Origin of the sequence: Neobacillus drentensis (assembly GCF_036965645.1) — a bacterium.
Taxonomy (GTDB): Bacteria; Bacillota; Bacilli; order Bacillales; family Cytobacillaceae; genus Neobacillus; species Neobacillus drentensis_D.
This window is the reverse complement of record NZ_JBALPZ010000022.1, coordinates 105,174-117,663: the sequence shown is the minus strand read 5'-3', so window position 1 is coordinate 117,663 and position 12,490 is coordinate 105,174. Positions and strand designations below refer to the sequence as shown.

Below are 12,490 nucleotides of genomic sequence, written 5' to 3'. Positions count from 1 at the left end.
TATTTACTCAAAAGATATATTCATATATGTAGTATGAAAGGAATCGAACCGATGCGAATTGATTCTCACCAGCATTATTGGAAAATAAGCCGTAATGACTATGGATGGATTACTCCAGAGCTACCTGCTCTATATCGTGATTTTCTGGAAAAAGACTTAAGGTCACATTTGGAAAAAAACAAAATTGACAAAACCATTGTTGTTCAGGCAGCGCCAACTATAGAAGAAACAGAATTTATCCTCTCACTTAGTAACGGATCGGAAACCATTGCCGGTGTTGTTGGATGGATTGATATCGAGGATATTGCCTATAAAGAAAGGCTCGAAAATTTTAGGAAACACCCAAAATTTGTTGGCATAAGGATCATGATACAAGATATGCCAGATGAGAGGGTCATTTTAAAACCCTATTATTTGGAGGCATTTTCTTATTTTGAGAAAATGGATATTCCCGTTGATCTCCTGGTTCGGTCCGATCAGCTTTCAGTGGTAGTCGAACTATTAAAGCATGTTTCCATACGGGCAGTTATCGACCATATCGCCAAGCCGCAAATTAAAGCAGGAACTTTAGAGCCATGGAAAAGTCAAATGAAACAGATTGCGCAACATCCCAATATTTATTGCAAATTATCCGGAATGGTTACGGAAGCCGATCATCACAATTGGGAAAAGGAAGAATTTATTCCCTATGTGAGGCATATTGTGAATGAATTTGGCGTTAACCGGGTCATGTTTGGGAGTGATTGGCCTGTTTGTTTACTTTCTGCAAGCTACGATGATGTGTATGATCTTTTAAAAGAAACACTTCCACAAAATCTGACGAAAGTTGAGGAAGAAGGAATCTTTGGCGGCAATGCATTAAGGTTTTATAAATTAAACATCTACAGCCAGCAATTTTAAAAATTATAAGGAATGGGGGAAATATATGAAATACAGAAAGCTTGGACAAACAGGATTGGAGGCATCGATTCTTAGTTTCGGGGCCTCTTCACTTGGCTCGGTATTTCGGGATATTGATGAAAACGAAGGAATTAAAACGGTTCATACAGCTATTGATCATGGGATTAACTTAATAGATGTATCGCCTTATTATGGACTAACGAAGGCTGAAACTGTTCTTGGAAAAGCAATACGTGAAATACCAAGGGACAAATTTATTTTATCAACAAAAGCCGGGCGTTATGGGGAAACCAAATTTGATTTCTCTAAACAACGTATTATTGACAGCATTGATGAGAGTTTGGCGAGATTACAAACGGATTATGTAGACATTCTGCTGCTACATGATATTGAGTTTGGTTTATTCGATCAAATTATGGCAGAAGGTATACCTGCTTTACAACAATTAAAAAAGCAAGGGAAAATCAGGTTTTTTGGTGTATCTGGACTTCCGTTGACCATTTTTGAACAGGTTCTTAGTCAGACAGAACTAGATGTGATTTTATCGTATTGTCATTATTCTTTAAATGATACTTCGCTACTGTCACTCGTTCCTCTTCTGGAAGAGAAAAAGACAGGATTGATAAATGCTTCCCCTTTATCAATGGGATTATTAAGTTCGAGACCAGTTGCTGATTGGCACCCTGCTAGTGAGGAAATTCGCATGATTTGTAATCAGGCTGCCGAGTTTTGTAAGGAAAATGGAACTGATTTATCTAAATTAGCTATCCAATTTTCCATCCAAAACGAGACAATCCCAACTACTTTGGTAAGTACGGCAAGTGTCGAAAACATTAGGAAAAATATTCATTGGACAGATGAACCGATTGATGAGGAAATGTTGAGTATTGTCCTTGAAATATTAGAACCTATTCATAATAAAACATGGCCTAGCGGGAACCCTGAATTTGCACAGAAAGTAATAAAATAATTAAAGAAGAAAAAAGGCAGAATATTTTATCATTTTTTAACTTGAATTTTATGAATAGATAGAATATTATAAATTTAACAGTGATATCGATAACATAACTTTATCATAAATGTTATCGATAACAGCATTCGAACAAATATAAATAAGGATGTGATCTTTAATAGTTTAATAGAATGAATTTTTTTGAAAGCGTTTTAACTAGTGTCCTTTTTATAAAAAAGTAATGCTTAAAAAACAAATGAAAACAGTAAGGAGGGATTTAAACTGAAAACAGTTACAGTAGAACAACAAACCATTTCGGTATCCAAAAAAAGAAAAGTTGGAAGTAGCAAGGCATTGAAAAGCCTGCGAAAACATTGGCAGTTTTATTTACTGATTATTCCTTCCGTCCTCTATTTTATTATCTTTAAGTACATTCCCATGCTTGGAACTATTATTGCGTTTAAGGATTACAGTGTGGTTCAAGGAATCATGGGAAGTCCTTGGGCGGGGCTTAAGTACTTTAAACTATTTTTTGATAACCCTGCGGCTTGGGATCTTATTAAGAATACATTGTTTATAAGTTTGTACGATATTGCAGCGTGCTTCCCATTGCCAATCATTCTTGCTATAGCACTTAATGAAATTCGTCAAGGCCGGTTCAAAAAATTTGTACAGATTGTTACTTATGCTCCATATTTCATTTCTACAGTTGTATTAGTTTCCATGATTATTGTGTTGACATCACCAAGGCTTGGAATTTTTAATCACATCTTAGAAGCTATCGGGCTTCATTCCATTAATTTCATGGGAGACCCTGGTTTATTCCGTTCCATATATGTTTGGTCGGATGTTTGGCAATTTACAGGTTATTCAGCCGTAATATATCTAGCCGCTCTTTCGGGTATTGATACTTCACTATATGAAGCGGCAAAAATAGATGGTGCATCAAGACTGCAAAAAATTATCCATGTTGATCTGCCAGGGATTATGCCGGCTATTACGATTATTTTAATTTTAACAGTTGGAAACGTTATGGGAGTTGGTTTTGAAAAAATATATTTAATGCAAAATCCGCTCAATTTAGATACATCAGAAGTGCTTTCAACCTACGTCTACAAAATGGGGCTTCTAAATGCAAATTACAGTTTTGCAGGAGCGATTGGACTCTTTAACTCTGTAGTAAACTTAATACTTCTTTTATTGGCAAATTTATTTGCGAAACGAATTTCAGGAAATAGTTTATGGTAATGATTTTACAAGAATAGGAGGGTGAGTTTTTAGTGGCAAAAGCAAATTCAATAAAAGAGTCGTTCGGTGACAAAGTGTTCCTTACCATTATTTATACTTTTTTAATCTTTGTGGTAGTAATCGTTCTGTATCCATTGATATATATTCTTAGTTCATCACTGAGTAGTCCGCTAGCTGTTTCGTCTGGTAAGGTTTGGCTATGGCCAGTTGATTTTTCGTTAGAAGGCTATAAAGCTATATTTAGCAATTCACAGGTCTTAGTGGGTTATGCTAATTCCCTATTCTATACCTTTTTTGGCACGATCGTTAGTGTTACTTTGACAGTGTTGTTTGCTTATCCGCTTTCTAGAAAATCTTTCTATGGTCGTAATGTTTTGATGATTTTTATCTTATTTACAATGTTATTTTCAGGTGGATTAATTCCCGAATATCTTGTAGTTAAAAACCTACATATGTTGGATACCCGATGGGCTTTAATCATTCCAAAGGCTATTGCTGTTTGGCAGGTCATTATTGCTGTAACTTTTTTTAGGACAAGTATTCCTGAAGAAATCGTGGAAGCAAGCGAGATGGATGGTTGCAGCGACCTAAGATTTTTATGGTCAGTTGTTCTGCCGCTATCCAAACCTATAATTGCCGTATTAGTTTTAATGTATGCGATTTTTCAATGGAATTCTTATTTTGATGCCATGCTTTATTTGAAATCTGAAGCATTATTCCCACTTCAGGTTGTTTTACGTAATATCCTTATTTTAAATACAACTTCATCTGCATCGATTGATGCACAAAAATTGATGGATATGAAACAACTCGCTGATTTGATGAAATATTCATTAATTGTTGTAGCTAGTCTTCCAGTTCTTATTATCTATCCATTTGTACAGCGTCACTTTATGAAGGGTGTCTTAATTGGCTCAGTAAAGGGCTAAATTTTTAAACATAAGGGGAGAGGTAGTTATGAAAAAAGCAGGTATTTTGGCAATGCTTTTATTTGTAGTACTTGCAACATTTTTAGCAGGCTGTACTGACAAAACAGAAACAACATCGTCAGGTAAATCAAAAGATGGTGATGGGGAATTGTCTATTTTTGCTCCTCAAGGGGTAGGTAATACTAAATTAAGTACAAATTTTTTCACAAAGGAAGTAGAAAAAAAATTCAATGTTAAGATTAATTGGCAGACAACGACCTATGATGCTACATCAGCTAGTCAAAAACGCCAAATCTCCTTAGCCAGCGGTGATTATCCAGACGCTTATATGTTGGTTCCTTGGGTGGATCATTTCTCTACAAATGATTTGATAAAATATGGAAAACAGGGTGTTCTTATCCCACTAAATGACTTGATTAAAAAATATGCTCCAAATATTCAAAAAACGCTTGATACCAATAAACAATTTAGGGCGATGACGGTTTCACCTGATGGAAATATCTATGGTGTTTCACACTTGAATGAGTGTTACCATTGTACATGGCCATATAAAATGTGGATAAATAATGAATGGCTGAAAAAGTTGAATTTGCCAATGCCAAAAACAACAGAAGATTTTAAAAATGTACTTGAAGCTTTTAAAAACCAGGATCCGAACGGTAACGGTAAAAAAGATGAAGTCCCGTTAAGTGGGGCAGTAGGTATCCCTGATACTAATGTTATTCCATTTCTAATGAACGGCTTTATTTATGATGATGGTAAAAAAAGGCTGCTTCTAAATAATGGAAAGGTTGACTTTGCGGCTGACAAGAAGGAATGGAAGCAGGGATTAGAATACATTCGTTCTTTATACAAGGATGGATTACTTGATCCAGGTGCATTCACCCAAAATAATGATGCATACCAAAAACTGGGGGATAATGCCTCAGCAGAAATTCTTGGTGCTGGAACAGCTACACACCCGGGTGAGTTTGTTTCTGATCAAAAACGTTTGTATTCAGATAATTATATAGCACTCGCGCCACTGAAAGGTCCAAATTCTGCTTATGCCACTTATAATTACCCTGTTACTCCTGGAGCTGACTTTGTACTTACTAACAAAGCGTCGAAGGAAGATCAAATCGCAGCCATTAAGATCATCGACTACTTGTTTACAGCGGATGGAAATATAAGGGGACAATTTGGTAAAGAGGGTGTGGACTGGAGAAAGCCAAAAGATGGTGATGTCGCGATTGAAAAAAGTGCTAAACCGCTTTTCGCTTCGATACCTCTGAAAGACGGTGAAAAAACTCACAATAACGGATGGGGACCAATCGCAGAATTCGGTTCTTCCAGTTCTTTTAGAAATGGGCAAATCCAATCGACTCAAGTATTTACACCGGAAGGGTATGAACGAAGACTTCAAGATGCAACCCATTTGTATGAGGGTACGCAGCCAGATGATGTATACCCAGCATGGTCCGTTTGGATGAATCCATCTGATGCAGATGAAGTAGCCATGTTAGAAACAAATATTCAAAATTATGTTAATCAGAGCCTTTTGAAGTTTGTAACAGGGGAAATGAACTTGGATACTGACTGGGAATCCTATGTCAAAGGGTTTGATAAATTAAACCTTAAACGTTATCTAAAAATAATGCAACAAGCATATGATAAATCTGAAAAGTAGAACATGAAGAATTGTTCGTAATTTTAAAAAAAGTAAAATACCTCGGTCCAAAAAAGGTTTAGGACTGAGGTATTTTTTTAAATTGAATCTTTAGAATGTTTTATCGCCAACAAGTAAGTAGACGATACCATTATTAGTTGTAGGAAGGTATTGAATTATATCGTGAAAAGGAGGTTACAACATGGAGGTTGTGCACTATAAAAAACAAGTGGATCATTTGGTAATCAAATGCACAAATGGTTTGATGGAAGTCATTCCCTATACCAACTCAATTATTCGTATCCGTTATACATTGGGGAAGGAATTCGGCTTGAAGAAAAGCTTCATGGTTGGACCAAATGCGAAAGAACATGTTGTTTTTTCCGTAAAAGAAACAGAAAATGTGATCGTGTTCTCAACGTGCAATGTACAGATTCACATTAATAAACATACAACTGGATTTACATATACCGACTCGTCGGGTAAGATTTTAGCAAAGGAACCGGAACGTGGTGGGAAAACACTTGTACCATTTGAAGTGGTAAAATCTGTTTTTGATGTAAATACAGAGATTCAGAATTCACAAAATGTAGATGGTGCTCGTGCTAAAGCCATTCCAGCAAAACATGTTGTGGATCGAACGGCTTATCATACCAAACTTGAATTCGAATGGGCAGATGATGAAGCACTCTATGGTCTTGGTTCACACGAGGAAGGTGTTTTAAATTTAAGGGGCACTTATCAATATCTTTACCAGCAAAACATGAAAGCAGTGGTTCCTGTTTTGGTCTCAACGAAAGGATACGGACTGGTTGTGGATAGCTATTCGTTGATGACATTTCATGATGACTTGCATGGTTCATATATATGGACGGATACAGATAGCGAGATGGACTATTACTTTATATATGGACCTGATTTTGATCAAATTGTGAGATGTTTCCGTCATCTTACAGGAAAAGTCCCTCTTCTACCAAAATGGTCATTCGGATATGTGCAATCTAAGGAAAGGTATAAATCTCAAGAAGAGTTAATCTCTATTGTAGAGGAATACAGGAGACGACAAATTCCTCTCGATTGTATTGTACTGGATTGGATGTCTTGGACAGGTGAACTATGGGGGCAGAAATCCTTTGATACCGAACGTTTTCCAAATCCCGCACAAATGATGCGTGATATTCACGAGCTTAATGCAAAACTGATGGTTTCCATTTGGCCGATTATGAATAACGATGGTCCAAATCATGTTGAAATGAAGCAAAAGGGTTATCTTTTAGGGAATCAAGCGACATATGATGCATTTCGCCAAGAAGCACGCAATCTGTATTGGAAACAGGCAAATGAGGGGTTGTTTTCCCATGGCATCGATGCATGGTGGTGTGACTGTACAGAACCTTTTGAGGCTGATTGGAATGGGGAAGTGAAACCTGAACCTGAAGAACGACTTCGAATCAACACAGAGGAGTCAAAGAAATACTTGGACCCAGGTTATATTAATGCCTATTCGCTTCTTCATTCAAAAGGCATCTATGAAGGTCAGCGGAAGACAACCGAAACGAAACGGGTTGTAAACCTAACACGATCTGCTTATGCAGGCCAGCAAAAGTATGGGACGATAACTTGGTCTGGAGATGTTGCTGCCAATTGGGAAACATTGCGAAACCAAATCGCTGAAGGATTAAATTTCTGTGTGACTGGCATGCCCTATTGGACAGTGGATATCGGAGGATTCTTTGTTTCCAAAAAGGAACAGTGGTTTTGGAATGGAGATTATCAAGATGGTTGTGACGATTTAGGATACCGCGAGCTTTACGTTCGATGGCTGCAATATGGTACATTTTTACCGATGTTCCGCTCTCATGGTACAGACACACCAAGAGAGGTTTGGAGATTTGGAGAGCCTGGTACGTTGTATTATGATACGCTGGTAAAATTTATCAAGCTTCGATATAGATTGTTACCTTATATATATTCAGTCGCTGGTTGGGTGACTCATCAGGATTACACGATGATGCGAGCCTTGGCATTTGATTTCAGAAATGATCCAAAAACGTATAATATTAAAGACCAATATATGTTTGGTCCAGCATTCTTAGTTAATCCCATAACAGAACCAATGTATTATAAAAGCGGTTCGGTTAAGATTGAAGGTGCTGCGAAAAAACGTCTTGTATATTTGCCTTTTGGTTCAGATTGGTATGATTTCTGGACAGACCAATGGATAAGCGGCGGTCAAACAATTGAGGCTCCAGCAGAACTTGAAACAATGCCTTTATATGTATGTGCCGGTTCTATTATTCCTATTGGACCAGATATCCAATACAGTTCAGAAGAATCAACAGAACCTTTAGAATTGAGAGTTTATAAGGGGCAAGACGGAAGTTTTATGATGTATGAAGATGCAGGTGACAATTACAACTATGTAAAGGGGGAATTTGCAACAATAATTATTCGCTGGGAAGACAAAAAAAATCGACTTGTAATAGATGAACGCCAAGGATCTTATCCCGAAATGAAGAGTTCCATGGAATTATTGATCACCGTTATTACCGGTAGAGCGGCTTTTACTACTTGTACTCAAAAGAGAATTATTTACAACGGAAAACAGATGATCATTAATTTTTAATATAAGACTAATAGGTTTTAATGTTAGAGGAATAAGAATGTTACTGCACAGATAGCAAAAGGGGAGTTTGAACCTTAGTCAAGTAATCTGGTACCCCTGTCAAGGACACATGAAAAAAAGCGATAAGATACTAAAAAGGTGATTCCTATTGTGAAATAGGGGTCATCTTTTTTTAATTCCATTGATAACAATAATTATTATAGTAAACCATATATTACTATGGCGCATTTGATCTTAAACTTTGCTCATTGAATTCCCCTAGTCCACCATACTTTAAAAATTAAGTATAAAAAAATACCTATCGATGAAACACTCATTTTCAGGTGTCCTATCTATAGGTATCATATTAAACATCTTCCATTTCCTTTTCTTAACAAAAAAAAGTACCTTTGTTTAGGGAGCTAAGATTTACTTCCTTTATCACGTTGATGGAGAGAAGAGGTTCGCAAATGTATTTCAGAGGGCAGGACAATTTTTCTTGCTTTTTCAGGTGCTGCTCCTTCAATTCGTTCGATTAATAACTGTATGCCAATATACCCGAAATTGTATGCCTGTTGTTCTGCAACGGTTAATATTGATTCATTTTCCGTATAATTTGGTACATCATATGACACAACGGCCATTTCTTCTGGGACTTTAATATTGTGTTTGTAAAGAATTTTCATCGTATTCATTCCAATAAAGTTATTGGTTGCAAAAATAGCTGTTGGGCGTTCTTGCTCTGGTAAATTTAGAAGCTCTTGAATGGAATTTGTTACATCACTGTCCCGGAATTGGCTTTCTTTAATTAAATGGTTGTTAACTGATATTCCATGTATCTTTAACGTATCAATATAGGATTGTTGTCTTTCACGAGCAGTCGACACAACTAAAGGACCATTTATAATGGCAATTTTTTGATGCCCTTGTTTAATTAAATGCTCAATTAACCTACGGGTGGTTGCTTCATTGTCGCTCAGAACTTGATCGCAGTCTATATCAGGAATATTGCGATCGATTAATACAAAAGGTATATCATGTTTGGTTAGTTTCTTCATATTTTTTTTAGAGTTATCATTTGCTGGAGCAATCAGTACACCATCCGACCCGGTTGAAATAAGCATATCCATATACTTGGATTCTTTTTCAAAATTCTCATCGCTATTACATAGAAGAAGCTGATAGCCCATTTGCATGGCTTTATCTTCCGCCCCGCGTGCGACGCTTGTGAAAAAGGGGTTGCCAATATCGGTGATCATAAGAGATAAAATTTTTGTTTTTTTAGTTATTAGATTCCTGGCAGAATTATTGGGAATATAATTTAATTCTTTAATAACCGTTTCAACTTTTTTTCGTGTTTCTTTACTGATTTTTTCTGATTTATTAATAACCCTTGAGACAGTCATGGCTGAAACATTGGCTTTCTTGGCAATATCATAAATGGTAACCATATTTACCTCCTATCCACAAAAAGAATATTCTAACGTAAATTCTAGATGATTACAATAAATATATCAAGAAGGAAGTGTTATCGGTAACAAAGTTTATTGCAGGAAGGTTCCATCCGTTCGTTACGGAAAAATTTTAGTAGATTTTACCTTAATTATATTACTAAAATCCTTATTGTATTTATTTTTAAAAAGAAATTGACGTAAGATTGTCAGTGTGTTAAGTTTTTGTTACCGATATCATTTTAGAATGTTATGACTTTTACGACAATTAAATGTAGTCATGAAAAGAATAAAAATAGGGACAAATTAATGAAAACAGTCGATGCTATTCGTACATTATGCGGAAAAAACTAGATTAGGAGAATATGAAAATAGAAGGATTGCGTTGTTAACCAAATAAAAGGAAATGGAAAATGGCAAAAGGAGGATTTATGATGTCCGATAACATGATATGGTTTGATCAAGCTGCAAAAGAATGGAATGAGGCGTTGCCCATCGGTAACGGTCGTCTTGGTGCAATGATTTATGGAAAAACAGCTATTGAACAAATCCAGTTAAACGAAGAATCTGTTTGGTATGGCGGCCAAAGGGACCGCAATAACCCGGATGCACTGGAAAATCTGGCCAAGATAAGGGAATTGCTTCAAAACGGAAGACCAGTTGAAGCAGAAAAATTGGCAAGTATGGCACTTTCGGGTATTCCCGAGACCCAAAGGCACTACATGGGGTTGGGTGATCTTTTTTTAGACTTTGATCACAATGAGGTAAGCGGCTACAAACGTGAACTTAATTTAGAAAAAGGAATGGTTTCGGTTGAATACAACTGCCGCGGAGTAAAATTTCATAGAGAAATATTTTCAAGCTATCCTTCCGGCCTTATTACCATTCGTCTTACAGCCAGTCAGACTGCTTCCATCTCTTTTACAGCCAGATTAACGAGAGATGGAAGCCGCCTTATGGAAGAGGTTAGGGCGATAAGAGGCAATAGCCTTGTTATGAGAGGCAATTGCGGCGGTAAAAATGGATCTGATTTTCGAGTTGTTCTTTCTGTGAACGCCAAGGGTGGCAATGTGAATACCATTGGTGAACATTTACTGGTCAATGCTGCTGATGAAGTCACAATACTTTTGGCTGCTGATACCAGTTTTCATCACAGTGATCCGGAATTAGCCTGTTTTCGTGCCATTGAGCAAGTAGTACATATGGATTACGAACTTTTAAAAAGTACTCATATAAAGGACTATACGGAACTTTATAGCAGAGTAATTTTAAACCTATTTGATACATCCGGTGATCAAAATCATCGGTTGCCAACTGATCAAAGATTAAAACTTCTCAAAGAAGGATATGAGGATAATGGTCTTCTGGCACTCTATTTTCAGTTTGGCAGATATTTGCTTATTTCAAGCAGCCGGCCCGGATCTTTACCTGCCAATTTGCAAGGGATATGGAATAATAGTATGCGGCCTCCTTGGGACAGCAAATTTACGATAAATATTAATACTCAGATGAATTATTGGCCAGCAGAGACTTGTAATTTGTCTGAATGCCACGAGCCATTATTCGATTTGATTGAAAGAATGAGAGAGCCTGGGCGCCAAACAGCAAAAATTATGTACGGTTGCAGGGGCTTTGTTGCACACCACAACACGGATATCTGGGCAGATACAGCTCCACAGGATATCTATCCACCGGCCACTTATTGGCCAATGGGGGCAGCTTGGCTTTGCCTGCATTTGTGGGAACACTATCAGTTTACTGGTGATGAGATTTTCTTAAAGAAGAGCTATAAAACGATTAAAGAATCGGTTCAATTTTTCCTGGACTTTTTAATTGAAACAAAAGAAGGGTATCTTGTCACCTGTCCATCTTCTTCTCCGGAAAATACTTATATTTTACCGAATGGAGAATCAGGGACATTGTGCACGGGGCCTTCCATGGACAATCAGATTTTAGATGCACTCTTTAATTGTTGTATGAAAGCGAGTGAGGTTCTTTCGATAGACGAGGAATTTAGGGGGCAATTATTTGAAGTATTGCAGCGCATCCCTCAACCAAAGATCGGAAAATACGGACAAATACAAGAGTGGCTAGAAGACTACGAGGAGAAGGAGCCTGGGCATCGGCATATATCCCATCTATTCGCATTACACCCAGGAAACCAAATCACCGTTCAGCGTACGCCGGAACTGGCTTCTGCAGCCAGACGAACAATTGAAAGGCGCTTGGAACATGGGGGAGGCCATACAGGCTGGAGCCGTGCCTGGTTGATTAATTTATGGGCTAGATTAGAGGATGGAGAACAGGCCTATTCAAATCTTTTAGCTATACTTAGACAATCGACACTGCCCAATTTATTCGATGATCACCCTCCCTTTCAAATAGATGGTAATTTTGGCGGTACTGCTGCGATTGCAGAAATGCTAGTACAAAGTCACGATGATGCCATTTATTTGCTCCCAGCGTTGCCAAAAGCATGGAAGGATGGGCATGTTCGCGGATTACGGGCTAGAGGCGGATTCGAGGTAGATATAGAGTGGAAGGATAATCTTATTGTAAAAGCAACAATTAAATCCTTGAAGGGAAAACCTTGCCAGTTAAAGTTTAATCAGCCTATTACACTTAAAGGTGCAGCCAATGATCTTATCCAATATACAACTTTGAATGGAGGAATCATTCGATTTGATACAGTACAAGATGGAATATATACATTAGTATGTGATCCAATTAGGTCAGTTTGACAAATGATTTCGAAAT

At 37.2% G+C, this 12,490-nt stretch carries 8 protein-coding genes; 7 read left to right on the top strand and 1 reads right to left on the bottom strand.

From position 1 onward, the window contains the following. Window positions 1-51 precede the first annotated feature (51 nt). The 6 genes from V7266_RS04225 (at window position 52) to V7266_RS04200 (ending at window position 8,303) form a co-directional block, all read left to right on the top strand. Window positions 52-900 carry an amidohydrolase family protein gene (locus V7266_RS04225; RefSeq protein WP_335466066.1) on the top strand — a complete coding sequence of 283 codons (849 nt, stop codon included), beginning with the start codon at window positions 52-54 and terminating at the stop codon, window positions 898-900. A gap of 25 nt (window positions 901-925) precedes the next feature. After that, window positions 926-1,870, top strand: coding sequence for an aldo/keto reductase (locus tag V7266_RS04220; protein ID WP_335466064.1), 945 nt, complete (start codon window positions 926-928; stop codon window positions 1,868-1,870). A gap of 294 nt (window positions 1,871-2,164) precedes the next feature. After that, on the top strand, window positions 2,165-3,100 hold the full coding sequence (locus tag V7266_RS04215; RefSeq protein ID WP_335466111.1) for an ABC transporter permease: 936 nt from the start codon (window positions 2,165-2,167) through the stop codon (window positions 3,098-3,100). A gap of 32 nt (window positions 3,101-3,132) precedes the next feature. Beyond that, window positions 3,133-4,029, top strand: a complete 897-nt coding sequence (locus tag V7266_RS04210; protein WP_335466062.1) for a carbohydrate ABC transporter permease — start codon at window positions 3,133-3,135, stop codon at window positions 4,027-4,029. A gap of 28 nt (window positions 4,030-4,057) precedes the next feature. Continuing rightward, complete coding sequence (locus V7266_RS04205) at window positions 4,058-5,698, top strand: ABC transporter substrate-binding protein (RefSeq protein WP_335466060.1); 1,641 nt, start codon at window positions 4,058-4,060, stop codon at window positions 5,696-5,698. Window positions 5,699-5,879: 181 nt separating this feature from the next. Beyond that, window positions 5,880-8,303 (top strand): glycoside hydrolase family 31 protein, encoded by a 2,424-nt coding sequence (locus tag V7266_RS04200; RefSeq protein ID WP_335466058.1) that lies wholly within the window; start codon window positions 5,880-5,882, stop codon window positions 8,301-8,303. 401 nt (window positions 8,304-8,704) lie between these two features. Here the strand turns inward: V7266_RS04200 and V7266_RS04195 are convergent, their stop codons facing one another. Beyond that, a complete protein-coding gene (locus tag V7266_RS04195) occupies window positions 8,705-9,733 on the bottom strand; it encodes a LacI family DNA-binding transcriptional regulator (protein WP_335466056.1) in 1,029 nt (342 codons plus the stop codon). 434 nt (window positions 9,734-10,167) lie between these two features. Between V7266_RS04195 and V7266_RS04190 the strand changes: the two genes are divergently transcribed. Further along, entirely contained in the window at window positions 10,168-12,474 is a 2,307-nt protein-coding gene (locus tag V7266_RS04190) for a glycoside hydrolase family 95 protein (RefSeq protein ID WP_335466054.1), read from the top strand. Window positions 12,475-12,490 lie beyond the last annotated feature (16 nt).